Origin of the sequence: Thiocapsa sp., assembly GCF_011390875.1 — a bacterium.
GTDB lineage: Bacteria > Pseudomonadota > Gammaproteobacteria > Chromatiales > Chromatiaceae > Thiocapsa.
Genome location: NZ_JAABRP010000038.1, coordinates 1 through 23,771 on the forward strand (window position 1 = coordinate 1; position 23,771 = coordinate 23,771).

Annotated in this window: 19 protein-coding genes and 1 pseudogene; 11 read left to right on the top strand and 9 right to left on the bottom strand. The window is 63.6% G+C overall.

The genetic code is table 11. The features are described from left to right. Both GPT33_RS04675 and GPT33_RS04680 read left to right on the top strand, forming a co-directional pair. Positions 1 to 113, top strand: a pseudogene (locus tag GPT33_RS04675) (adenylate cyclase); the annotation flags it as partial. 23 nt (positions 114 to 136) lie between these two features. Beyond that, positions 137 to 679: a L,D-transpeptidase gene (locus GPT33_RS04680; protein ID WP_296806191.1), complete on the top strand. Its 543-nt coding sequence runs from the start codon at positions 137 to 139 to the stop codon at positions 677 to 679. A gap of 268 nt (positions 680 to 947) precedes the next feature. Here GPT33_RS04680 and GPT33_RS04685 read toward each other — a convergent pair whose 3' ends face one another. The 3 genes from GPT33_RS04685 to grxC are packed head-to-tail and all read right to left on the bottom strand — an operon-like array spanning position 948 to position 2,119. Continuing rightward, positions 948 to 1,415 (bottom strand): hypothetical protein, encoded by a 468-nt coding sequence (locus GPT33_RS04685; protein WP_296806163.1) that lies wholly within the window; start codon positions 1,413 to 1,415, stop codon positions 948 to 950. A gap of 7 nt (positions 1,416 to 1,422) precedes the next feature. Next, the gene (locus GPT33_RS04690) at positions 1,423 to 1,833 is read right to left on the bottom strand and encodes a S4 domain-containing protein (RefSeq protein WP_296806164.1); all 411 of its coding nucleotides are present in this window, start codon (positions 1,831 to 1,833) and stop codon (positions 1,423 to 1,425) included. Next, positions 1,826 to 2,119, bottom strand: coding sequence for a glutaredoxin 3 (gene grxC, locus GPT33_RS04695; protein ID WP_296806165.1), 294 nt, complete (start codon positions 2,117 to 2,119; stop codon positions 1,826 to 1,828). The genes GPT33_RS04690 and grxC overlap by 8 nt, the downstream gene beginning before the upstream one ends. Before the next feature lie 116 nt (positions 2,120 to 2,235). Here grxC and pepN point away from each other — a divergent pair, with 116 nt between their 5' ends. Beyond that, positions 2,236 to 4,905 carry an aminopeptidase N gene (pepN, locus tag GPT33_RS04700; protein ID WP_296806166.1) on the top strand — a complete coding sequence of 890 codons (2,670 nt, stop codon included), beginning with the start codon at positions 2,236 to 2,238 and terminating at the stop codon, positions 4,903 to 4,905. 18 nt (positions 4,906 to 4,923) lie between these two features. Here the strand turns inward: pepN and GPT33_RS04705 are convergent, their stop codons facing one another. Next, a complete protein-coding gene (locus tag GPT33_RS04705; protein WP_363929023.1) occupies positions 4,924 to 5,160 on the bottom strand; it encodes a TraR/DksA C4-type zinc finger protein in 237 nt (78 codons plus the stop codon). 93 nt (positions 5,161 to 5,253) lie between these two features. Here GPT33_RS04705 and lptF point away from each other — a divergent pair, with 93 nt between their 5' ends. After that, a complete protein-coding gene (lptF, locus tag GPT33_RS04710; RefSeq protein ID WP_296806167.1) occupies positions 5,254 to 6,384 on the top strand; it encodes an LPS export ABC transporter permease LptF in 1,131 nt (376 codons plus the stop codon). 90 nt (positions 6,385 to 6,474) lie between these two features. Here the strand turns inward: lptF and GPT33_RS04715 are convergent, their stop codons facing one another. The 5 genes from GPT33_RS04715 to GPT33_RS04735 all read right to left on the bottom strand — a co-directional run bounded on the left by GPT33_RS04715 (position 6,475) and on the right by GPT33_RS04735 (position 11,004). Beyond that, complete coding sequence (locus tag GPT33_RS04715) at positions 6,475 to 7,278, bottom strand: ABC transporter permease subunit (RefSeq protein WP_296806168.1); 804 nt, start codon at positions 7,276 to 7,278, stop codon at positions 6,475 to 6,477. Further along, positions 7,275 to 8,195 (bottom strand): ABC transporter permease subunit, encoded by a 921-nt coding sequence (locus tag GPT33_RS04720; protein ID WP_296806169.1) that lies wholly within the window; start codon positions 8,193 to 8,195, stop codon positions 7,275 to 7,277. Before GPT33_RS04720 ends, GPT33_RS04715 begins: the two co-directional genes overlap by 4 nt. Before the next feature lie 39 nt (positions 8,196 to 8,234). Then, on the bottom strand, positions 8,235 to 9,371 hold the full coding sequence (potA, locus tag GPT33_RS04725; protein WP_296806170.1) for a polyamine ABC transporter ATP-binding protein: 1,137 nt from the start codon (positions 9,369 to 9,371) through the stop codon (positions 8,235 to 8,237). Between the two features lie 21 nt (positions 9,372 to 9,392). Further along, positions 9,393 to 10,496 carry a polyamine ABC transporter substrate-binding protein gene (locus GPT33_RS04730; protein WP_296806171.1) on the bottom strand — a complete coding sequence of 368 codons (1,104 nt, stop codon included), beginning with the start codon at positions 10,494 to 10,496 and terminating at the stop codon, positions 9,393 to 9,395. Positions 10,497 to 10,713: 217 nt separating this feature from the next. Further along, on the bottom strand, positions 10,714 to 11,004 hold the full coding sequence (locus tag GPT33_RS04735; protein WP_296806172.1) for a hypothetical protein: 291 nt from the start codon (positions 11,002 to 11,004) through the stop codon (positions 10,714 to 10,716). 341 nt (positions 11,005 to 11,345) lie between these two features. Between GPT33_RS04735 and GPT33_RS04740 the strand changes: the two genes are divergently transcribed. The 7 genes from GPT33_RS04740 to GPT33_RS04770 all read left to right on the top strand — a co-directional run bounded on the left by GPT33_RS04740 (position 11,346) and on the right by GPT33_RS04770 (position 23,770). Beyond that, positions 11,346 to 12,335 carry a MerR family transcriptional regulator gene (locus GPT33_RS04740; protein ID WP_296806173.1) on the top strand — a complete coding sequence of 330 codons (990 nt, stop codon included), beginning with the start codon at positions 11,346 to 11,348 and terminating at the stop codon, positions 12,333 to 12,335. 95 nt (positions 12,336 to 12,430) lie between these two features. Next, entirely contained in the window at positions 12,431 to 14,020 is a 1,590-nt protein-coding gene (hisF, locus tag GPT33_RS04745) for an imidazole glycerol phosphate synthase subunit HisF (RefSeq protein ID WP_296806174.1), read from the top strand. Between the two features lie 23 nt (positions 14,021 to 14,043). After that, entirely contained in the window at positions 14,044 to 14,949 is a 906-nt protein-coding gene (locus GPT33_RS04750) for a hypothetical protein (RefSeq protein WP_296806175.1), read from the top strand. Positions 14,950 to 15,313: 364 nt separating this feature from the next. Then, positions 15,314 to 16,180: a (Fe-S)-binding protein gene (locus tag GPT33_RS04755; protein ID WP_296806176.1), complete on the top strand. Its 867-nt coding sequence runs from the start codon at positions 15,314 to 15,316 to the stop codon at positions 16,178 to 16,180. 142 nt (positions 16,181 to 16,322) lie between these two features. Further along, the gene (locus GPT33_RS04760; RefSeq protein WP_296806177.1) at positions 16,323 to 21,248 is read left to right on the top strand and encodes a 2-oxoacid:acceptor oxidoreductase family protein; all 4,926 of its coding nucleotides are present in this window, start codon (positions 16,323 to 16,325) and stop codon (positions 21,246 to 21,248) included. A 133-nt stretch (positions 21,249 to 21,381) separates the two neighbouring features. Next, entirely contained in the window at positions 21,382 to 22,728 is a 1,347-nt protein-coding gene (gene rsxC / locus GPT33_RS04765; RefSeq protein ID WP_296806178.1) for an electron transport complex subunit RsxC, read from the top strand. Further along, positions 22,721 to 23,770 carry an RnfABCDGE type electron transport complex subunit D gene (locus GPT33_RS04770; protein WP_296806179.1) on the top strand — a complete coding sequence of 350 codons (1,050 nt, stop codon included), beginning with the start codon at positions 22,721 to 22,723 and terminating at the stop codon, positions 23,768 to 23,770. The genes rsxC and GPT33_RS04770 overlap by 8 nt, the downstream gene beginning before the upstream one ends. Position 23,771 lies beyond the last annotated feature (1 nt).

Consider the following 23,771-nt stretch of genomic DNA (forward strand, 5'->3'; position numbering starts at 1 on the left):
TGACGTCCGAGGAGGAGACGTTCGAGCTGCCGGATTGGGCCGGGGCAGAGGTGTCCGACGATCCGCGCTACTACAACTCGAACCTGGCGCGTCATCCGTTTTGCCGTTGGTGAAGAGGGTGCAGCGTAACGACGACATGTGGTGGCGTTTCAGACACATCCTGGTCGATATGGACCGCCAGAGTGTTGGTCTCTACGAGGGTGCGCGGCGACTCGGCGAGTATCGGGTATCGACCGGGCTTAAGGGTGTGGGGGAGCAGCATGGCAGCGGATGCACGCCCCGCGGTTTGCACCGGGTGCGGATCCGCATCGGCGAGGGATGCCCGATCGGGACGGTCTTCCGCGGGCGTCGACCGACCGGCGAGATTTACGACAGTGCGTTCGCCGCGGAGCATCCGGGGCGCGATTGGATCCTGACCCGGATCCTTTGGTTGACCGGGTGCGAGTCGGGCCGCAACCGCGGCGGCTGCGTCGATACCCTGCGGCGGTTCATCTATATCCACGGTTGCCCCGAGACCGAGCCGATGGGCGTTGCGCGCTCTCATGGATGCATCCGCATGCGTGGTCCCGAGTTGATCGAGCTGTTCGATCGCACGCCTGTCGGGACGCATGTCCTGTTGTTTGGGACGAGCGAGCCTCAACAAGACGCCTCGGAGCGCTTGGTAAGGGTTGCGTCGTAGGATGGGTAGAGCGCAGCGAAACCGACCTGCGCCGACGCCCGAGCAATCGCCGACGGTTGGTTGTGCCTCGCACGGCTCGGTACAAACATGCCTGGGGTCGGAGCGGGGAGGATGGGTTTCGCTTCGCTCTACGGGCATTCTTGCCTGAGCGTCGGAGCGGGGAGGATGGGTTTCGCTTCGCTCTACGGGCATTCTTGCCTGAGCGTCGGAGCGGGGAGGATGGGTTTCGCTTCGCTCTACCCATCCTACGTTTCTGTTTTTTTGGTTTTTATCGGGGGGTGTCGGATCCTCTGCGCCTTCGGCGCGCTCGGTAGGCTGCGATCTGCTGCATGATCTGCGGAAAGGGCAGATGCTCGAGGGCGCCGAAACGGGCGATGGCGGCGAGGAGCAGGGCACGCACGTCAGCGATCTCGGCGGGGGCAGGGGCCTCGGGATCGAGTGCCACGGCGATCCCCCGCAGACCGCCGATCTGAAGCCTCATCGCCTTTGCGTGCGGCAAGGTGCGCTGTTGCTCGTTGGTCTTGAGCGCGAACCTGGCCTGTGACCGCAGGAGATCGAGCAGGGCGATGCAGGTCTCCTGTGCCTCGTCGGAGCCGCAATGCACGCCTTCGCGCTCGGCGATACAGAACTTCTCGGCCTCCGAGCAGTTGCACTGATGGGTCAGGATGCCTTTTTCAAACACGCAATAGCGCTCGTTGATGGCGCGGTAGGTTCGACGAAAGGCATCGCTGTCCACGTGGCTGTCAACTCCCTGAATCGTTAGGAATCTTGAAACGCTGAATCAGGCGGCGATCGCGCTTGGTGGGGCGACCGGAGTCACCCGCACCGACGCCGGTGTCGCGGCGCTCGCGCACGATCTCCTGGCGCTTGAGTAGACTCGCCTCGTCCTCGCTGTAGAGCAAGGCCGCTTCACTGGCCGAGCGACGTTGCTTGCTCAGGCCGAGAACCTCGATATCCCAGACGAGACCGCCTTTTTGGATCTCGATACGGTTTCCGATCGCGATCGGCCGCGCCGGCTTGGCGCGTAGAGCGTTGACCTTGATCTTGCCGCCGTTGATCGCCTCGACGGCGAGATGGCGGGTCTTGAAGAAGCGTGCCGCCCAAAGCCATTTGTCCAGACGAACGCTCTGCGGCGAGCCGGTGCCCTCACTCATCGGCGCCTCGCGCATCGACCCCTTGCGGATCAACAGGGGCAAGCAAGGGGTCGAGCTCGCCGCGTGCATCGAGCATCGCAAGATCGTCGTATCCGCCGATATGGCGATCGTCGATGAAGATCTGAGGCACCGTGTGCCGGCGGCTGCGCCGGCGCATGATTGCCATCTGTTCGCGATCACGGTCGACCGAGATCTCCTCGAAGTCGACACCCTTGCGCTGGAGCAAGTGCCGGGCGCGGGAGCAGTAGGGGCAAATCATCGTGCTGTAGATGGTGATTTGAGGCATCGCGGTCTTCACCTTAAAGGCGGTGGACGTTCAACGACGGTTTGTAGATGATGGCGAAGCTTCGCCGTCCGGGGTACCGGCCGTCAACCCGACCTTGAACCTGGAGCAGGATCACCATGTACCGCGACACGCCGCACCCGATCCATCGCAGAGACTATCGCCCGCCCGAGTTTCTGATCGACCATGTCGATCTCAGATTCGAGCTGGATCCGGATCGCACCCGCGTCGAGGCCATTTTGCAGGTCCGCAGGAATCCGGCGGCAACCCGCGGCGACGGCTCGCTCAGGCTCGACGGCGAGCAACTGGACCTGGAGGAGGTTGCGATCGACGGGCACAGGCTCTCGCCCGCCGAGTACCGCGTGGATCCCGATTCGCTTACCCTGCACCGGGTGCCGGACCGTTTTCGGCTTGAGACGCGCGTTCGTATCCATCCGAACCTCAACACCGCCCTCGAGGGGCTTTACCAATCCGGCGACATGCTCTGCACGCAGTGCGAGGCTGAGGGCTTCCGGCGCATCACCTATTTTCTGGATCGCCCCGATGTGATGGCCCGCTATCGAACCACACTCGTCGCCGGTCGCGAGCGCTTCCCGGTGCTCCTGTCCAACGGCAATCGGGTCGAGGAGCGCCTGCTCGGCGACGGCCGACATCTGGTCTCCTGGGAGGACCCCTTCCCCAAGCCCAGTTACCTCTTCGCGCTGATCGCAGGCGATCTGAGTGCGATTGAAGATCGCTTCACGACTGCATCCGGCCGCGATGTGGCCCTGCAGATCTTCGTCGAGCCTCACAATCTGGACCGATGCGACCACGCGATGCGGTCGCTCAAAAAGGCGATGCGGTGGGACGAGGAGCGCTTCGGTCGGGAGTACGATCTCGACGTCTACATGATTGTGGCGGTGAGTCACTTCAACATGGGCGCCATGGAGAACAAAGGTCTCAACGTCTTCAACGACAAGTTCGTGCTGGCGCGCGCCGACACCGCCACGGACGACGATTTTCAGGGCATCGAGGGCGTCATCGCGCACGAGTATTTCCACAACTGGAGCGGCAATCGCATCACCTGCCGCGACTGGTTTCAGCTCAGTCTAAAGGAAGGCTTCACCGTCTATCGCGATCAGGAGTTTTCGGCCGATGTCGGTTCGCGCGGCGTGAAGCGCGTTGCCGACGTACGCCTGCTTCAAGCCCATCAGTTCCCCGAGGACAACGGCCCGATGGCGCATCCGGTGCGTCCCGACTCCTATGTCGAGATCAATAATTTCTACACCGCGACCGTCTACAATAAGGGCGCCGAGCTGGTGCGGATGCAGGCGTCATTGCTCGGCCCGGAGCTGTTCCGAAAGGCCACCGATCTGTATTTCACGCGTCATGACGGTCAGGCCGTCACGACTGATGATTTCGTCAGCTGCATGGAGGATGCGAGCGGGCGCGACCTCATGCAGTTTCGTCGCTGGTACTCACAAGCAGGGACCCCCTGTCTGCACATCGAGGCCACGTACGATGCTGAGCGTGGGACCTACAGCCTCCTGATTCGCCAAGAGATCGCACCGACACCGGGTGAGCCCGAGAAGGATCCGCTGCATCTGCCGCTGGCGATTGCACTGCTGGATCCGCACGGACAGGAGATGGCGCTGCGCCTCGAGGGCGAGCCGAACGCAGGGGATCCGGGGACGCGCATCCTGGAGCTGCGCAATTGGGAGACTCGTCTGTGCTTCGTGGATGTTCCCGTGCGGCCGGTGCCGTCTCTGCTGCGTGGATTCTCCGCTCCGGTGAAGCCGAGGTTCGACTACGACGACGAGGACCTGCTCCTTCTCCTGCGTCACGACAGCGATGGTTACTCCCGCTGGAATGCCGCGCGCACCCTGATGCAGCGTGTTTTGTCGACCATGACGGCGGATCCTGCGGCCGGGGTTCCCGGGCGTTTCATCGAGGCTTTTCGCGGCGCGCTCTCGGATCCCGAGACCGACAAGGCATTGTTGGCCGAGGTGCTGACGCTGCCCTCCGAGTCGTTTCTCGGAGACCAGATGGAGACCGTCGATGTGGAGGGGATTCACCGGGCACGCACGGCGCTTGCCTGCATGCTCGGCGAGCGTCTCGCCGAAGAGTTATCAGTTGTCTATCGCGATAACGCCGATGCCGATCACTATGAACCGACACCCGATGCGATCGGCCGGCGTGCGCTCAAGAACCTCGCCCTGAGCTACCTCATGGCTGCAGGCAACACGCGGGGTCTTGCGCTCTGTCAAACACAGTTTGCCGATGCCGGAAACATGACGGACGCGATCGCCGCGCTGCGTCTGCTCGTGGATCACGGCGGCGAGCAAGGCCCGCCCGCACTCGAGGCGTTTTACCGGCGCTGGTCCAGGGAGCCGCTGGTGATCGATAAATGGTTCAGTGTCCAGGCGACCAGCAGCCGCGAGGGGACCCTGGGTGTCGTGGTCGACCTCCTTAAGCACCCGGACTTTTCGCTGCGCAACCCAAATCGGGTGCGCAGCCTCGTCGGTGCCTTTTGCACCGCCAACCCGGCCCGCTTCCATGCCCGCGACGGCGGCGGATATCGATTCCTCGCCGACCAGGTGCTGGCGCTGGATCCGCTCAATCCGCAGATCGCGGCACGGCTTCTCAAGGCGCTCATCCGTTGGCGCCGATACGACACGGGTCGCCAAGCGCTCATGCGCGCAGAGATCGAGCGCATTCTCGCGGCCGAGGAGATCTCGAGCGACACCTTCGAGGTTGCCTCCAAAGCGTTGGAGGATGCCGATCATCCCCCACGTGCCGGCACGCCGTGAAGGCGTTCGGGCGGCTGCTCAGGCGCCCCGCGGGATCGGTGCCCGCTTGGACTCTTCCGCGGCCTGGCATGAGGCGCAACGTCTCGCGTTCGGGACATGTCGGCGGCGATTCGGCGGGATCCGATCGCCGCAATCGATACAAAGCTCGCGACCATGCCCCGTGTGCGAGTGCCTGCGGATCGCCGCAATTCGCAGCTCCGTTTCACGTTCCATGTGGGCCTGCGCGTGATCGAGCACATCTGCAAATTTTTCCATCGGGACCTGCCTACCCTCGCCAGGAACAAAGTCCGAGTATCGCCCTGCCCGATGACCCCCTAATGACCTCTGGATGACGCCTTAGAGAAGCTCATGCTCGGTATCGTCGATCGCTATCTGCTCTTGGAAGCGGCCAAGGTCTTCTCTGCCATTGTGGCGATCTTGGTGCTGGTCGTCGCGAGCATGCTCTTTCTGCGCACGCTCGAGGAGGTCAACGTCGGGGCGCTGAGCGCGCACCTGGTGATCAAGTTTCTTGCTTTTCAGGTCGTGCGCGATATGCCGAACCTGCTGCCGCCCGCCTTTTTCCTGGCGCTGCTGGTGACCTTGAGCCGATTCTCCCGCGACAGCGAGCTGATCGCCATGAGTGCTTGCGGCATCGGTCCACGACGGGTGTTGGGTGCGTTGCTCCTTCTTGCCGTGACCGTCGCCATGGTGACTGCCTGGATCTCCTTGAGCCTGCAGCCCTGGGCGGCGACGGGGATCCATCAGATCCGGATGCAGCAAAAGGAGCAGGCCGCGCAGATCGCGGGGCTTCAACCCGGGCGGTTCTATCTCGAGGAACGCGGGGAGCTGGTGCTCTACATCGGCGACATCGACCGCCGGCAGTCGCTCGGCGATGTCTTTATCATCGACCGTCGCGACGATGTCGCCCGGTTGGTGGTGAGTCAAGGCGGACAGCATCGGATCGAGGAGAACACGGGCGACCATATCGTCACCCTGTCGCGCGGTCACCGTTTCGACGGCGATCCGGGCTCGGCCGCCTTCATGATCGGAGAGTTCGAGGAGTATCGGATCCGCATCCGCTCGTCAGGCCCCGCGCAGGGCGTGATTTCCAAGCGCTCCACCACACCGACGCGCGACCTCCTGGCATCACATGAGCTTGCCGACCGTGCCGAGCTCGAGCATAGGTTGGCAGCGCCTTTGGCGATCCTCGTGCTCACCATCGTCGCAATTCCGCTGGTGGCGCTCTCTCCCCGGGAGCGCAGCTCGGGCCGGCTTTTCCTCGCTTTCCTGGCCTATTTCAGCTTCTTCAACCTGCAGCGACTGGCAGAGAATTGGCTCGCGACCGGCGTCACCCCGGTCTGGTTGACGAGCTTCTGGTACCAGGTCTTGATCCTCGGCGTCGTCTATCTGGTGCTGCTCCCCGAAAGCCTTTGGCTCAAGCGCATGATCGCACGCGTTTCCGGCGGACCGAACGGGCGGCTTGGCGAGCAGCCGGGTTAAGCCGCGTCCTCGCCAAGGGTTGTGGATGCACCAAACGTCGAGCTCACTCGAAAATGAGCATCTCGCTCTGGACGAGGCTTAACAACCAACCTACCGGGCCTCGCGGCCTCGGCGCATCGAGATTCCCGCGATCACGACCGCCAGTGTGACGACCGCGACGATGATGGTCGCCAGGGCGTTGATCTGCGGGGAGACCCCCATTCGCACGCTCGAATAGATCACCATCGGCAGCGTCGTCGAGCCGGGACCGGCAACGAAGCTGGCGATGACTAGGTCGTCGAGCGAGAGCGTGAAGGCGAGCAACCAACCCGAGAGCAGGGCAGGCGCGATCAGCGGAAGCGTGATCGTGAGATAGACGCGAAGCGGGCGGGCGCCCAGATCCATGGCCGCCTCCTCGAGCGAGCGGTCCATCTGTGAGAGGCGCGCGCGCACCACTACGGCGACGTAGGCCATGCTGAAGGTGACGTGGGCGATGGTGATGGTCGTGAAGCCGCGACCGTCGGGCCAGCCGATCGTTTCCTGCATCGCGACGAAGAGCAGAAGCAGTGAAAGCCCGATGATCACATCCGGCATCACCAGCGGGGCGGTGAGAAGCAGCTCGAACCCGGTGCGTCCGCGAAAGTTACGATGGCGCACCAAGGCGTTGGCGGCCAGCGTCCCGAGCACGACCGCCAGGGTCGCGTTCACGGCGGCGATGCGCACGCTTAGCCACGCGGCATCCAGAAGTTGCTCGTTGCGAAAGAGCTCGACATACCACTTGGTCGAAAATCCAGTCCAAACGGTCACCAAGCGCGACTCGTTGAATGAATAGATGATCAGCAGCAGGATCGGCACATACAAAAAGGCATAGCCGAAGGCGAGCACGGTCAGCAGGGGCCAGCGGCGACGTCTCACGGGCGGCTGCCCTCCATGCGCTGTTGCAGCCGCTGCATCATCACGAAAGGCACGACCAGCAGCGCAAGCAGCATGATCGCCAGCGCCGAGGCGAGCGGCCAATCCTTGTTGGAGAAGAATTCGGTCCAGAGCAGCTTGCCGACCATGAGGCTATCGGGTCCGCCGAGCAGATCCGGGATCACGAATTCGCCCACGACCGGGATGAACACCAACATGCTCCCGGCGACGATTCCGGCCATCGAGAGCGGCAGCGTGACCCGCAGAAAGGCCCGCATGGGTCGGCAGCCGAGATCCGCCGCGGCCTCGAGCAGGCTCAGGTCGAGCCGCGTGAGATTGGCGTAGAGCGGCAGGATCATGAAGGGTAGATAGGAGTAGACGACGCCGATATAGATGGCGGTCTGGGTGTGGAGGATCGCCAACGGCGTGTCGATCAGACCCGACCAGAGCAGAAGATCGTTGAGCAGGCCGTTGGACTTGAGGATTCCGATCCAGGCATAGACGCGGATCAGGAAGGATGTCCAGAATGGCAGGACGATCAGCATCAGCAGGATGATCCGCCAACGTTCGGGTGAAGTCGCGATGGCATAGGCCATCGGATAACCCAGCAGCAGGCAGAGCAGGGTGCAGATGAAGGCGACCTGAAGCGAATTGAGCAAGGCGCTCAGATAGAGGTCGTCCTGCGCAACCATCATGAAGTTGCGCAGATTGATCTCGATACGCAGCAGACCCTCGTCGACCCATTGCCAGAGTGCGGTGTAGGGCGGTTGCGCGAGCGCCGGTTCGGCCACGCTGATCTGCAGCACGATGACGAAAGGCAGCAGAAAGAAGAGCCCCAGCCAAAAATAGGGGATTCCGATGTTGACCAGTCGGCTCGTACGACGGTTCCGGACGGATATATTGGGAGGCGGTGCAGGCATTGTTCAGCTCGGTTACGGGCCAATCTCGGACCGGATCGCCTACTCGGTCAAGACCACGCCGCTGGTCGGCGACCACTCGATGGCGACTTCCTGCTCCCAGGTCAGCGCCTGCTCGGTGCGCGGTTGGACGTTGGTCAGCGTCATCTCGACCAAGGCCCCGTCGCCGACGCGAATGCGATAGATGGACACGTCTCCGAGATAGGCGATGTCCTCGACGCGGCCCTTAAGCTGATTGACGCCGTCCTCTCGGAAGTCCGTACAGAGCCGCATCTTCTCCGGTCGGACCGCGACCGTCACCGGGGTGCCGAGCACCATCGGATGGAAGGCGCGCATCCGCATGGGTCGGCCGACGCGTGTCTCGACCAGCACCTCGTCGCCCTCGGTGGCGACCACCTTGCCGTCGAACAGGTTGATCGAGCCGATGAACTCGGCCACCAAGCGACAGGTCGGGAACTCGTAGATTGCGGTCGGGGTGTCGACCTGCATGATCTGACCGGCATCCATGACGGCGATGCGCGTGGACATGGTCATGGCCTCTTCCTGATCGTGCGTGACGGTCACGAAGGTGATGCCGAGACGCTCCTGCAGGTTCACCAGCTCGAACTGGGTGCTCTCGCGCAGGCGCTTGTCGAGTGCGCCGAGCGGCTCGTCGAGCAGCAGCAGCTTCGGGTGTTTGGCCAGACTGCGGGCAAGTGCGACGCGCTGGCGCTGTCCGCCCGAGAGCTGATCGGGCCGACGTTTACGCAGCTCGGTGATCTTCAGCAGCTCGAGCATCTCGCCGACACGCTCGCTGCGCTCGCGCTTAGACAGCCGATCCTGTTTGAGCCCGAACTCGACGTTCTGCTCCACGCTCATGTGCGGAAAGAGTGCGTAGGACTGGAACATCATATTGACCGGCCGCGAGTAGGCCGGCACATCCGTGACGTCCACGCCGTCGATAAAGATGCGTCCGCTGCTCGGATACTCGAGCCCGGCGAGCATGCGCAGCAGCGTGGACTTGCCGCAGCCGGAGCTGCCGAGCAGCGAGAAGAACTCGCCCTGAAAGATCTCGAGACTCACGTCATCGACGGCGTAGACGTCACCGAACTTCTTGGTGACACGGTCGATGCGCAGGTAGGGTACTGCCTTGGGGTCCTGCCAAGGCTCGAGCGAACGGCGCTCGGCGAGCGTAGCCATCGGCGAGGACTCCGATTCCGGTCAGCGATTCGCCTTGAGGCGCGTCCAGAAACGGTTGAGATCGCGGATCTCTCGGTCGCTGCGCTCGGAGGGCACGAACAGACGCGCCTTGACCTCGGCCGGCGGATAGATCGCCGGATCCTCCCGCACCGACTCATCCAAGAGCGGCGTGGCGGCGAGGTTGGGATTGGCGTAATAGACCTCGTTGGAGACCGCGGCGATGGCGGCCGGCTGCAACATGTAGGCGATGAAGGCATGCGCGGCGGACGGGTTGGGCGCATCCTTCGGGATCGCCATCACGTCGGTCCAGACCGCCGCCCCTTCGCGCGGGATGACATAGTCGACGATCACGCCCTTGCCGGCCTCGTCGGCGCGCGACTGCGCTTGGAAGACGTCGCCGGAGTAGCCCATGGCGACGCAGAGATCGCCGTTGGCCAGATCGCTCATGTACTGCGAGGAGTGAAAATAGCGCACATGCGGGTAGATCGCCTTGATCAACGCCGAGGCGGCGTCGAGATCGGCCTTGTCGAGGCTGTTCGGATCCTTACCCAGGTAGGCGAGGGCGGCGGAGAAGACCTCGGTGGGGTCGTCCAACAGGCTGATCCCGCACCCGCCGAGCTTGGCTGCCGTCTCCGGATCGAAGATCAGCGCCCAGGTGTCGAGGTCGGCGGTCTCGCCCAAGGCGGCCTGGACCTTGTCGCGATTGATGCCCAAGCCGGAGGTTCCCCACATGTAGGGCACCAGGTGCGCGTTGTCGGGATCGATGTTCGCCAGTTGACTCACGATCGTCGGATCGAGTCGGTCCAACCCCGGGAGCTTGGACTTGTCCAGCGGAAGATACAGGTCGGCCTTCACATGGCGCGCGGCAAAGGGTCGCGCGGTCGGAAAGACCAGATCGTACCCGCTGCGCCCGGCGAAGAGCTTCGCCTCGAGCACCTCGTTGGAATCGTAGACATCCAAGCGCGGTTTGATCCCGGTCTCGGACGCGAATCCGGAGAGCGTGTCCTCGGCGACGTAATCGCTCCAGTTGTAGAGATGCAGGGTCTCGTCTGCGCAGACGACAGGCGAGGCCATCGGCAAGGCGAGTGTCGCGGCAAGCATGAGGGCGGTAGAGGTCTGTTGCATGCAGTCCCCGGATTACGTGACGGAGGGTTTGGGCCGAGAGCCGGCGTCAATTGGGACGCAATGCTACTTCAGATCCAAGCACAGGTCTCGGTTTTCCGTTCGACCGGACGGGTTTCGGCAGCAGCCGATTCCCGCCGAAGGTTCCACGGCGGCGCCACGAGACGGATCGGCCCGCGTTGTCCGAACGGTTCGGATGGACGGGGTCGATCGCCGCTGTTTAGCCGCGCGCCGAATTCCCCGCGACCGACAGATCTCGCAACGTGATCTGCATGCCGGATCCGTAACGTTCGGCGGCCTCGCCCTTGGCCATCTGCACCGCGGTCACGATCGACAGGGCTTGAAGCACGTCGCCTTGGGCTAAGCCTTGCGCGTCTCGACGGTATCGGTCGATGCTCCTCAAGAACCCCTCAACCAGCGTCGCGACGTCCTCGCAGGAGTGGGTATCCGGATGCAGCGGGACGTCCACGTCAAAGGTGTCGCGGAGGGCTCGAGTCTGCTGAAGAGGCATGGCGTTTTCTCCTGGCTGTCGACATGGAAGGGAAGGGATCGGATCGTTTGGTTTGCCGGGTTCGAGCGACCGATGTCGGGCGTCCGGCTTCGGCCGTGTTCGCCCCAAGCATGGACAAGACTTGGACGGCGGCACGCACACTCCCACTATGCCTTTAGGGACGGCGTGCCCCGAGTCAGACCCACCATCGCCGCCGAGATCTTTCTCGAGGCTTAAAATGAGAATGAACGGCTAATGACCAACTTTATAGCTCAACATTAGCTACGACACTAGAGCTTGTCAAGGTCAAAACATAAACAGAACATGAACGCTTGTTTCCCGCTCACCATGAGGAGATCGCATTGACCGACCAGGATGCCGCCTTACCGGGTCACACCTATCGCATCGGCGCCGTATCGCGGCTGACCGGGGTTCCCGCCGATACGCTGCGCGTCTGGGAGCGTCGCTACCGGGTCGTCGCGCCGCTTCGCTCGGAGTCGGGCACCCGTCTCTACGGGCCGGACGACGTGAGTCGTCTGACCCTCATCAAGCGCTTGGTCGATCGGGGCGATGCGATCAGCAGTGTCGCGAACCTGAGTCTCGATCAACTGCGCGAGCGAATCCGCGGAACAGACCTACCCGAACCGACAGGCGCGCCGGAACGCCCGTGCCGCGTCTTGGTGATCGGGTCGTCGCTCGCCGAGCGCTTCCGGCGCGAGGACCCGATCTCGGGGGATATTCAGATCGTGGGTCTCTACGATTCGCGCCGGGAATTTCTCGCGGCAGAGCCTGCGCCGACGACACCCGATATCGCGGTGATCGAGTACCCTACTATTCAAGGCGACCAAGTGCGCGAGATCGGCGAGCTGGTCGCAAACTGCGGCGCGGCCCGCGCGATCCTCGTCTACAGCTTTGCAACTCGGTCCACGATCGAGCGCCTCGATGCCCGACGATTGATCCTCAAGCGCGCGCCGGTCGATCCGCAGGAGCTGCGTCATTGGTGCAAAGTCGAATTTGCAAGGGCGCCCGCGCAGACCCCCGAGGAGCCCGCCCTCGACCTGTCGCTGCCGATCCCGCAGCGGCGCTTCAGCGACGCGGATCTGCTTCGAATCGCCACCGCCTCGCCGAGCGTGCGCTGCGAGTGCCCGCATCACCTGGTGGACTTGGTGCTCTCCCTGAACGCCTTCGAGTGCTACAGCGCCGAATGCGAAGATCGCAACGCGGAGGATGCGGCCCTGCATGCCTATCTGCACGCGGCGACGGCGCAGGCACGTGCCATGATGGAGGTCGCGCTGGCACGCGTGGTGGCGGCGGAGGGGATCGAGCTCCACACCCCGGACGGAGAAATCTGAATCCGAGCGCCCGATAGCGCTAAGATAGCTGTTTCGTCGGCGGGTCCAGCGACCTGCGTAGCCGATATCAACACGACCGCCTCGGATTCAGACCCATGATCTCCCTGCTCGACTACGGCGCCGGCAATGTGCGTAGCCTCCGCAATGCCATCCATTCCCTGGGCTTCTCTTTGACCGAGATCGAGCGCCCGGCGGATATCCTCAAGGCGGAGCGGCTCATCTTCCCCGGCGTCGGTTCCTTCGGGGCGGCGATGCAGCGATTGCAATCGCTGGGCTACGTGGAGCCATTGCGTGAGTATCTCGCCGCGGGGCGACCTTATCTCGGGATCTGCATCGGCCTGCAAGCACTCTTCGAAGGCAGCGACGAGTCCCCCGACGTGCCCGGAATCGGGATCATCCCGGGCCGCATACGTCGCTTCGATGCGGGCGCGCTCGCTGTACCGCACATGGGTTGGAACGACGTGCGCGTGGAGCGCGACTCCCCCCTGTTCGCCGACTATGCCGGGGAGAAGCTCTATTTCGTGCATTCCTACTATGCCGAACCCACCGCCGAGAATCGGGACTGGCAGCTCGCCACGACGGACTACGGTCGGTCGTTTCTGAGCGCCGTCGAGCGAGGACGGATCTCCGCGGTTCAGTTTCACCCCGAGAAGAGTGCAAACGCCGGTTTACGGCTGCTGCGACGCTTCCTTGCCGGCGACGATCGGCCGCTCCCAACGACGACTCCGTCGAGCGATCGCAGTCCGACGCATCTGGCCAAGCGCATCATTGCCTGTCTGGATGTGCGCACCAACGACGCCGGCGATCTGGTCGTCACCAAGGGCGATCAGTACGACGTGCGCGAGGCCGGCGAGGTCCGCAATCTCGGCAAGCCGGTCGAGCTGGCGCAACGCTACTACGAGGAGGGCGCCGACGAGATCACCTTTCTCAACATCACCGCCTTCCGTGATTTCCCGCTCGCCGACCAGCCGATGCTCGAGGTCCTCGAACGGACCTCGGAGCGTGTCTTCGTGCCGCTCACCATCGGCGGCGGCATCCGCGCCTTTCGCGATGCCCGCGGCAGGGACTATTCGGCATTGGACGTCGCCGACGCCTATTTTCGCTCCGGAGCGGACAAGATCTCCATCGGCTCGGATGCGGTCGAGGCCGTCGAAGGCTATCTGCAACGCGGAACCAAAGACGGCAGTACGGCCATCGAGCAGATCGCCCGGGTCTACGGCAACCAGGCGGTGGTGATCTCCATCGATCCGCGCCGCGTCTATGTCCGCTCGCCCGAGGAGACGCACCATCACACGGTCGAGACCGCGACACCCGGGCCCGATGGCGAGCGCTACTGTTGGTTTCAATGCACGGTCAAGGGCGGGCGGGAAGGACGCGACGTCGACGCCGTAGAGCTTGCGCGGGTCTGCGAGATCCTGGGGGCCGGCGAGATCCTGCTCAACTCGATCGACCGCGACGGTACCGGTGCCGGCTTTGATCTCGAGCTGATTCAGGCCGTAAGGTCGGCAGTCGGTATTCCGGTCATTGCCTCGAGCGGCGCAGGCTGTGTCGAGCACTTCGCGGAGGTATTCGCGGCGACGGATGTCGAGGCCGCGTTGGCCGCGGGGATCTTTCACCGGCGCGAGGTGCCGATTCAGGCCGTCAAATCGTATCTCCTCGCCCGGGGGATCGGGATCCGGGCCTGATGGGAAGGGGGCAACACAGCCCGATGGTCCGAACATTCACGCATCTCCTTTTCGGCGTTTCGATCGCCGCCCTCGTCGGCTGCGCCGTTCCCGACCCGATGACCGACCCGACCTCCGATGACAGCGACGGCGGGAGCGGAAGCCTCACCCACGGCGCGACCCGCCCCCCGCAAGGCATGAGCCGGGACGATTGGTTGAGCAGGGTCGCGTCCTGTCATCTCCTGCGTGTCGGACAGAATCTCGACGTTGCCGTGACCGATTCGGCGGTGATTGCCGCCGCCGACAAATACGGCCTGCGGGTCGATGCGATTATCGAACGATCCAATCAGCTGGTCGTCGAGTACGGCTCGCGCGGACCGGCACTGCTCGCCTTCGCAACCGAATCCTGTCGGCAAGTCTCCGACGCGACCGGAATGGCCTCGACCTTGGTTCGGTTCGAGCCGGACGGGACCTTGCGGATGCATTGGCTACGCCTCGACGGCGTCGAGATCACCGACGGATTCGCAGAGAAGACCATCGGCGAGCTGCGCCGGCGCAAGGTCGTCGGCCTGGTGATCAACAGCCCGGGGGGCTCGGTCTTCGAGGCGCGCAAGCTCGGACGCTACCTGCGCACCATGGGTCTGCGCACCGCGGTCGATCAGGTATGCACCTCGGCCTGCATCGATGTGCTTGCCGGAGGCGCCGAACGCTATGTCACGCCCGATGCGAAGCTCGGGATCCATCAGAGCAAGGTCCCGAGGCGGTTCAGCAGCCATGAGGGCGGACAGCGCTACGTCGCCGACGCCTTCCTCTATTTGCGCGAGATGGGCATCGACCCGGATGTCGCCATCGCTGCCGCCTCCGTGCCCAACAACACGATTCTTCTGATCTCGTTGTCCGATGCGCTGCAGACCGGCCTGGTCACCGACGTGATCGAGCGCGTGGAGTAGCTGCGCCCGGTCGGCACTGTCGGGCCTTTCGCCTGGTCCGTGCCGAGGACCGATTCGTGCGGCGACCAACAAGGCCGCCGACGCGAGCACTCGGAAAAGTTCGAGACTTCCATGCGCTGGATCAAAAAAAACATCTGGATCAAAGCGTTCTATTGATATCCAATAGTAACGATTTACAGAATTATGAAAATTAATAGATCATAATTCCGTAAAATTAGCAGAGTCTTTAGCGGAGCCAATCCATGCCCGCAACCAAGCGTGAATGGTTCTGAGGCCAGCGTCACGGGAACCATGACCTCATTCGGTTCATGATGCGGTCCTCGTCCGACTCTTGCGTCCGACCTTTGCCTGATTTGAGCTGTTTATGGCATCTATCTTTACCGCTGTCGGTTTCATGGCCGCACTCGGGGTGCTGCTTGCCCTGATCCTGATCCTGGCGAATCGACGGTTGTACGTCTACGAAGACCCGCGCATCGATCAGGTCGAAGACCTGCTGCCGCGCGCGAACTGCGGTGCCTGCGGCACCGCGGGCTGTCGACCCTTCGCCGAGATGTTGGTCAAGGGCGAGATCGCGCCCGGCCGGTGTACCGTCAACTCGGCCGCCATGAACAAGCTCATCGCCGATTTTCTGGGCGTTGACCTGGGCGCCGACGAGAAGCGCGTGGCGCGGCTCGCGTGCGCCGGCGGGGCCCACGTCGCCTTCCTACGCGCCTCCTACGGCGGTCTCGAATCCTGCCGCGCGGCCGCCTTGGTCTCCGGCGGCGGCAAGGGTTGCGCCTGGGGCTGTCTGGGGATGGGCGATTGCGCCGAAGTCTGCGACTTCGATGCGATCCGACTCGACCGTCACGGCTTGCCGATCGTCGATGCCTCCAAATGCACCGCCTGCGGTGATTGTGTCACCGTCTGCCCGAAGGATCTCTTCAGCCTGCATGTGATCAGCCATCGTCTGTGGGTTGCCTGCAGGAACCTGGACCCGGGAGACGAGGGCGAGCATGAATGCGATGTTGTTTGCACCGCCTGCGGACGCTGTGAGCAAGATTCCCCCGAGGGTTTGATCGAAATTCGCGACAACCTGGCCGTCGTGGATTACACCAAGAACGCGCTCGCCTCGAAGGTCGCAATCGAGCGCTGTCCGACCGGCGCGATCGTTTGGCTCGAACCTGACGGTCGGATGCTCAAAGGAAAGGACGCCAAAAAGGTGGTCCGCAAAGAGGCATTGCCGGTGGCTTGACGCCTCGGCCGGGATCGACATCCGCCGGACTCGGCACGCCCGGCAAAGTCGTTCGAAGAATCGAAGCATCCACCCTGTCGCGCCCTCGAGCCCCGGTTTATCGCCGGCGGCCGGGCCGCCGGGTCAACCACAGAGAAGGCCCATGTTCGGAAATAAGGACGAGAAGCAGGTCAAGTATCCCGGCACACGCATGGCGATGGACGGCAATACCGCCGTTATCATGTGCGAGCGCGAAGCCTCGGACGCCGCCGGCGCCTACCCGATTACGCCGTCGACCCAGATGGGCGAGTATTGGTCCGAAGAGGTCGCCAAAGGCCACCTCAACGTGTCGGGAAACCCGCTGATCTTCGTCGAGCCCGAATCCGAGCATGCCGCGGCGGCCGTGACCGCCGGCATGTCCATGACCGGCTTGCGCGCGGTCAACTTCTCCTCCGCCCAGGGCGTGGCCTTTATGCACGAGTCGCTCTATGCGGCCGTCGGTAAGCGTCTGCCCTACGTGCTCAACATCGGCGCACGTGCCATCACCAAGTCGAGCCTGAACGTTCACTGCGCACACGACGACTATCACTGCATCGACGACACCGGGTTTACCCAGGTCTACGGCAAGAGCGCCCAAGAGGCTGCCGACCTGAACCTGATCGCCCGCAAGATCGCCGAGTTGACCTTGACGCCCGCCGCGGTCGGTCAGGACGGCTTTCTGACCACCCATCTGATCGAGCCGTTGCTCGTTCCCGAGCGTGAGTTGATCGCCGAGTTCTGCGGTCGCCCGGACGACATCATCACCTGCCCGACCCCGGCCCAGAAGTTGGTCTACGGGCCGACTCGCCGCCGCGTCCCCATGGTTTGGGACGTCGACAACCCGGTGTCATCCGGCTCGGTTCAGAACCAAGACGCCTACATGCAGGCCGTCGCCGCCCAGCGCCCGTATTTCTTCGATCACATCGAGCCGATTGCCGAGCAGGTGATGGACGAGTTCCATGCGCTGACCGGGCGACGCTATCAGCGCGTCGGCGGCTATCGGCTGGAGGATGCCGACTATCTCATCCTCGGCCAAGGCAGCATGCTTACCCAGGCCGAGGCAGTCGCGGACTATCTGCGCGAGACCCGTAAGCTCAAAGTCGGCGTCGTCAATCTCACCATGTATCGGCCTTTCCCGGGCGATCTCATCGGGCAGATCCTCAAGGGCAGAAAGGGCGTGGCGGTGCTCGAGCGCACCGACCAACCTCTGGCCGAAGATTTGCCGATCATGCGCGAAATCCGCGCATCCCTCACCAAGTGTCTGGAGAACGGCAGTGTGGAGAAGGGCGAGCGCCTGCCCTATCCGGACTACGCCGTCTATCGTCAGGGCGATATGCCGCGACTCTATTCGGGTTGCTACGGGTTGGGCTCGCGCGATCTACAGCCCGAGGGCCTGATCGCCGCGATCGAGAACATGCTCCCCGGCGCCGCGCACCGGAAATTCTTCTATCTGTCGGTCGACTTCATCCGCAAACCCTTCGATCCGAAAGACGAGATCCGCATCCAGGCCCTCAAGGACGCCTATCCGCACATCGGCGAGCTCGCACTGCGCGGCAGCGAAAACCCCAATCTCCTGCCCAAGGGCGCCATCACCGTGCGCATGCACTCGGTCGGCGGCTGGGGCGCGGTCACCACAGGTAAGAACCTGGCGATGACCCTCTATGACTTGCTCGGTTTCGACATCCGCGCCAATCCCAAATACGGCTCGGAGAAGAAGGGACAGCCGACCACCTATTTCCTCTCCGCCGCACCCGAGCCGATCCGGCTCAACTGCGAATACACCTATGTCGACGTGGTCCTGAGCCCGGACCCGAACGTCTTCACGCACTCCAATCCGCTCGCCGGGCTGGACCGGGGAGGGCGCTTCATCGTCCAAGCGAGCCTCGACAACCCCGAGCAGGTCTGGGCGAGTTTCCCGCCTGCCGCGCGCAAATACATCGTCGAGCACGAGATCCGCGTCTACTACATCGACGGCTTCAAGATTGCCCGCGAAGAGGCGTCCGATCCGGAGCTGCAGTTCCGCATGCAGGGCAACGCCTTCCAGGGCGCCTTCTTCGCCGCCTCGCCCCTGATGGAGCGGGCGGGTCTCGACGAGGCCGGACTTTTCGCCGCCATGGAAGAGCAGATCCGCCAGAAGTTCGGGGCCAAGGGCGAGCGCGTCGTGCAGGACAACCTGCGCATCGTGCGCCGCGGCTTCGACGAAATCGTCGAGATCGTCGACAAACCCATGATCAGCGGTCAGCTCCTGCCCCGCAAGGAGGTCGGTCTCCCGGTTATGCTCAAGCAGCTTCCCGATGGCGACGGCGGCATTACCGACGTACATCGCTTCTGGGAGCAGACCGGCGCCTTCTACGCGAGCGGTCGCGGCAGCGACAATCTAGCCGATCCGCACATGGCCCTGTCGCTGATGCCGGCCTCGAGCGGCGTCTATCGCGACATGACGCAGATCCGCTTCACCTACCCGAAGTACGTCCCCGAGAACTGCACCGCCTGCGGAAACTGCTTCTCGGTCTGTCCCGACAGCGCCATCCCGGGCCTAGTCAACAAGGTCTCCGACATCTTCGCCGCCGCCATCGCAAGGGTGGAGCGCGGCATGCCGACCCAGCATCTGCGCCGCGAGACCCGCAACGTCGAGAAACGTCTGCGCAAGCTCATCGATGCGGCCGGGGATGCCCCCGACATGCGCGAGCTAATGGACCGCGCGGTGCTCGAGACCCTGGCCGCCTATCAGGGCGAGCCCGAGCAGAAGGGCGTGATGGAGCATGAATTCGGCCTCATGATGCAGGCTCTCGGCGACTATCAATTCGCCGTAACCAAGCCCTATTGGAGCAACCGCGAGAAGAAGCAGAAAGGCAGCGGCGGACTCTTCAGCATCACCGTCAACCCCTACACCTGCAAGGGCTGCAACGAGTGTATCGAGGTCTGCGACGACGGCGCCCTCGTCTCCGAGCCACAGACGACGCAGACGATCGAGGAGATGCGCGCCAAGTGGGACTTCTGGCTCGACCTGCCGACCACGGATCCGGACTTCATCCGCATCGATGATCTCGACGACAAGATCGGCGCGCTGGAGACCTTGCTGCTCGACAAGTCGAACTATGAGTCGATGGTCTCGGGCGACGGCTCCTGCATGGGCTGCGGCGAGAAGACGGTGATCCATCTGTTTACGGCGACTGTCTCGGCACTCATGCAGGGACGTGTGAAGCGTCATCTCGCCGAGCTCGACGACCTGATCAACCGGCTCGAGACCCATATCCGGTTGAAGCTTGCCGCCAAGATCGACCTGAGCAACACGGCAGCCATCAGTAAGGCGGTCAACGCGCACAAGGACGTAGACCTGCGGCTGTCGGACCTCTCGGCCGAGCTGGATCAGGATCGCAGCGCCGAGCCGGTCGATCCCGAGTGGCTGACCTGGGCCACGGGTCTGCTGGGCAAGCTGCGTCATCTCAAGTCCCAATACACCGCCAGCCAGCCACGCTCGGCCATGGGCATCGTCAACGCCACCGGCTGCTCGTCGGTCTGGGGCGCGACCTTCCCATTCAACCCCTATCCCTTCCCCTGGTCGAACCACCTCTTCCAGGACTCCCCCTCGATCGCGCTCGGTCTGTTCGAAGGCCACATGCGCAAGATGGGCGAGGGCTTCAAGGCGATCCGTATGGCGCGCCTCGAGCTCGAGCGCGGCTACAACCCGGCCGAGCACGGCGAGGCCCTGACCTACTTCGGCTGGAAGGATTTCTCCGACGAGGAATGGCTGCTCTGTCCGCCGGTCGTCGCGGTCGGCGGCGACGGGGCCATGTACGACATCGGCTTCCAGAACCTCTCGCGTGCGCTCATGTCCGGGCACCCCGTGAAGATCATGGTGCTCGACACCCAGGTCTACTCCAACACGGGGGGGCAGTCCTGTACCTCCGGCTTCATCGGACAGGTCGCCGACATGGCCCCTTACGGCAAGGTCGGCAAAGGCAAGACCGAGATCCGCAAAGAGATGGGGCTGATCGGCATGGCCCATCGCACCAGCTTCGTGCTCAACGGTGCGGCCGCCAACCTGACGCACCTGCTCGAAGGCTTCATCGACGGACTCAATGCCCGGCACCCGGCGCTGTTCAACATCTACACCAGCTGCCAGCCCGAGCACGGCATCGGCGACGAGATGTCCACGCACCAAAGCCGTATGGCCATCGAGTCGCGCGCCTACCCGTTGTTCCGCTTCGACCCGGACGCCGGCACCAGCTTCGAAGAATGCTGCTCCATCGAGGGCAATCCGAACATCGACCAGGACTGGATCAACTGGACGCTGAAGTACACCGACGAGAAGGGCGAGCCGGCCGAGATGACCGTCCCCTTCACCTTTGCGGACTTCGCGATGAGCGAAGGCCGGTTCCGTAAACACTTCCGCAAGGCCCCTCCCGAGACCTGGAACGACTCCATGATCCCAATGGCCGAGTTCCTGGACATGGACGAGGACGCGCGCATCGGACACTTCCCCTACGTCTGGGGCGTGGACGCGAAGAATCGCTTGATGCGGGTGCTGGTCTCCCAAGAGCTGGTCGCGTCCTGCGAAGAGCGCCGTGCCTTCTGGACCCAGCTGCGCGGGATCTGCGGTTACCTCAACAAGGTCGACGTCGAGCAAGTGCGCAATCAGGCCAAGGCCGAGATGGCGCAGAAGCTGACCAGCAGCCTGCTTGCGATGGCCGGCGGTGATGCGGGAGCGATCGCGTCCTTCGCTGGCGGCAACGGCCACGGCGGCAACGGTGCCGTGGCTGCCGGCAGCAACGGTGCGGGTAACGGCGCGGCGACCGACTGGGATGCGGTTTGGGTCGAGACCCCGGAATGCACGGCCTGCGACGAGTGCATCACCATCAATCCTAAGATCTTCAAGTACAACGCGGAGAAAAAGGTCGAGGTGATCGATCCCAAGGGCGGCTCCTACCAGGACATCGTCAAGGCCGCCGAGAAGTGCACCGCTGGCTGCATCCACCCCGGTACGCCGTGGAACCCGGCAGAGGCCGGCCTGGAGAAGCTGCTCAAGCGCGCTGCGAAGTACCAATAAGCGCCCCGAGATGCGCCTCGACATGCGCGCCAAGTCGCGCAATTGAGTCGAGCGCGCCGCATCGCCGCGCGCCGGGCCCTTCAGGTTCGGTGCGCGGCGCTATCCCGATCGCAATCCAACACAGCAGTCACGCATGGGCCTTTTCAGTCTCTTCCAACGCCATCGCACCTTCGACCACGGCATCTACCCGGTCGAGCACAAGGAGTTGACGGCCGACAAGCCGATTCGCCGGCTTCCCTTCGCACCCGAGCTGGTCATCCCGCTCGCCCAGCATAAGGGCGCGCCGGCGGTCCCCTTGGTCAAGGTCGGCCAAGAGGTCGTACGCGGCGAGCCGATCGCGCGTGCCGAGGGATTCGTGTCGGTACCGATGCATGCCCCCGCGACCGGGGTCATCCGGGCGATCGCGCTCGCGCCGAGCGCGGACGGACCCAAGACCCAGGCCATCTATCTCAAGGTCTACCACGCCGCGAGCCAAGAGGTGCTGTACGACCTGGATCGCGACCTCGACGCTATGACCCCTGCACAGATCGTTGCGGCCGTCCAGGACGCCGGGCTGGTCGGCCTCGGAGGCGGGGCCTTCCCGAGCCACGTGAAGATGCAGCCTCCCGCGGGCAAGGTCATCGAGACCGTCATCGTCAACGGATGTGAGTGCGAGCCTTATCTGACCTGTGACCATCGGATTATGCTCGAGCAGAGCGAGGCACTCATCCGCGGGATCAAGCTCGCGCTCAAGGCGACCGGCGCCAAACGCGCGATCATCGGTGTCGAGGACAACAAGCTCGATGCGGTCGCCCATCTACGAGCGGTCATCCCGAAGGATCTCCCCATCACCGCGGAGGCCGTGGAGACGAAGTATCCGCAAGGCGCGGAGAAGATGCTCATCAAGAGCCTTCTGCGCAAAGAGGTTCCGGTCGGCGGTCTGCCGGCGGACATCGGTGTCGCGGTCTACAACGTCGGAACACTTGCCCAAATGGGCGATCTCTTGCCGCAGGGCAGGGGACTGATCGAGCGCGTCGTCACCGTGAGCGGTCCGGCGGTCTCCAATCCGGGCAACTTTATGGTCCCGATCGGCACACCCTTGCGGTTCCTGCTCGGACAGGTCGGGCTCGCAGAGGATCGCGTCGGCGAGGTCATCCTCGGCGGACCCATGATGGGTATGGCCGTCGCGTCGCTCGATGTGCCTGTGACCAAGGCCGTTTCGGGTGTCGTCGCATTGGAACGGGAAGACCCCGATCTGGACCGGCGCAAGGTCTACCCCTGCATCAAGTGCGCGGAATGTCTCAAGGCGTGTCCGGTCTCGCTCAATCCGTCGATGCTCGGCGAGCTCGCGCTGGCCCGCCAATACGATCGCATGGCCGAGGAATTCAACCTGGATCAATGCTTCGAATGCGGCTGCTGCGCCTATGTGTGCCCATCCAACATCCCGCTGACGCAGTATTTCCGGATCGCCAAATCGATCAATCGGGACCGGCATGCCTAAGCCCATCGAAATCAGAACCTCTCCGCATCTCAAGCGGGCGCTCAGCGTCGACCGCATCATGCGCAATGTGGTCTTTGCGCTGTTGCCGATCTGTGCCTTCGCGGTCTTTCAATTCGGCCTGAGCGCGCTGCTCTTGATCCTCACCACGACGGGTGCGGCGATCGCGACCGAGTGGTTTTTCGCCCGGGCCAGCGGGCGGGGCAACACCGTCTCGGACTGGTCCGTCGTCATCACCGGCATCCTGCTGGCGCTGACCTTGCCCCCGGGATTTCCGCTCTGGATGGCGGCGGTCGCGGCCTTCGTCGGCGTGGCCTTGGGCAAGGCGCTCTTCGGTGGGTTGGGCTACAACGTGATGAATCCGGCCCTGGTCGGACGTGCCTTCGTGCAGGCGGCCTTCCCGGTCGCGATCACGACCTGGACACCCGCGTTCGCACCCGGCCGCTTCACCGAGGTTATCCCCTCGACCTTCACGCTGCCCTTCATGCAGCCGATCCCGGTCTCGGAGTGGGTCGCGGGTCTGCAGCTCGATGCCTGGACCGGTGCCACGCCGCTCGCAATGCAAAAGTTTCAGCAGATCGAGCCGTCAGTCACCGATGTCTTCACCGGGATGATCGCGGGCTCCGCCGGCGAGACCTCCGCACTCCTGATCCTCGTCTGCGGACTCTGGCTCGCCTTCAAGCGCATGCTGGACTGGCGCATCCCGGTTGCGGTCATGGCCGGTGCGGCACTCACCGCGCTGCCCTTTTGGCTGCTGGACAGCAGCCTCTATCCGAGCCCCTGGTTCGTGCTCTTCTCGGGCGGACTCATGCTCGGGGCCTGGTTCATGGCCAGCGACATGGTGGCCTCGCCGGTCACCACCAGCGGTGTGGTCATCTACGGGCTCTTCATCGGCATCCTGACCGTCGTGATCCGGCTGTTCGGCGGTCTCGTGGAGGGCGTGATGTACGCGATCCTCCTCGCCAACGCGGCCGGGCCCTTGATCTCGAGCTGGACACAACCGCGGGTTTACGGCGCGGTCAAGAAGACGAGGGAGACGGAATAGG

Coding starts and splice junctions, on each gene's coding strand:
- GPT33_RS04680 (WP_296806191.1), top strand. CDS start 137: ATGTGGTGGCGTTTCAGACACATCCTGGTCGATATGGACCGCCAGAGT.
- GPT33_RS04690 (WP_296806164.1), bottom strand. CDS start 1,833: ATGAGTGAGGGCACCGGCTCGCCGCAGAGCGTTCGTCTGGACAAATGG.
- grxC (WP_296806165.1), bottom strand. CDS start 2,119: ATGCCTCAAATCACCATCTACAGCACGATGATTTGCCCCTACTGCTCC.
- pepN (WP_296806166.1), top strand. CDS start 2,236: ATGTACCGCGACACGCCGCACCCGATCCATCGCAGAGACTATCGCCCG.
- GPT33_RS04705 (WP_363929023.1), bottom strand. CDS start 5,160: ATGGAAAAATTTGCAGATGTGCTCGATCACGCGCAGGCCCACATGGAA.
- lptF (WP_296806167.1), top strand. CDS start 5,254: ATGCTCGGTATCGTCGATCGCTATCTGCTCTTGGAAGCGGCCAAGGTC.
- GPT33_RS04720 (WP_296806169.1), bottom strand. CDS start 8,195: ATGCCTGCACCGCCTCCCAATATATCCGTCCGGAACCGTCGTACGAGC.
- potA (WP_296806170.1), bottom strand. CDS start 9,371: ATGGCTACGCTCGCCGAGCGCCGTTCGCTCGAGCCTTGGCAGGACCCC.
- GPT33_RS04730 (WP_296806171.1), bottom strand. CDS start 10,496: ATGCAACAGACCTCTACCGCCCTCATGCTTGCCGCGACACTCGCCTTG.
- GPT33_RS04735 (WP_296806172.1), bottom strand. CDS start 11,004: ATGCCTCTTCAGCAGACTCGAGCCCTCCGCGACACCTTTGACGTGGAC.
- hisF (WP_296806174.1), top strand. CDS start 12,431: ATGATCTCCCTGCTCGACTACGGCGCCGGCAATGTGCGTAGCCTCCGC.
- GPT33_RS04750 (WP_296806175.1), top strand. CDS start 14,044: ATGGTCCGAACATTCACGCATCTCCTTTTCGGCGTTTCGATCGCCGCC.
- GPT33_RS04755 (WP_296806176.1), top strand. CDS start 15,314: ATGGCATCTATCTTTACCGCTGTCGGTTTCATGGCCGCACTCGGGGTG.
- GPT33_RS04760 (WP_296806177.1), top strand. CDS start 16,323: ATGTTCGGAAATAAGGACGAGAAGCAGGTCAAGTATCCCGGCACACGC.
- rsxC (WP_296806178.1), top strand. CDS start 21,382: ATGGGCCTTTTCAGTCTCTTCCAACGCCATCGCACCTTCGACCACGGC.
- GPT33_RS04770 (WP_296806179.1), top strand. CDS start 22,721: ATGCCTAAGCCCATCGAAATCAGAACCTCTCCGCATCTCAAGCGGGCG.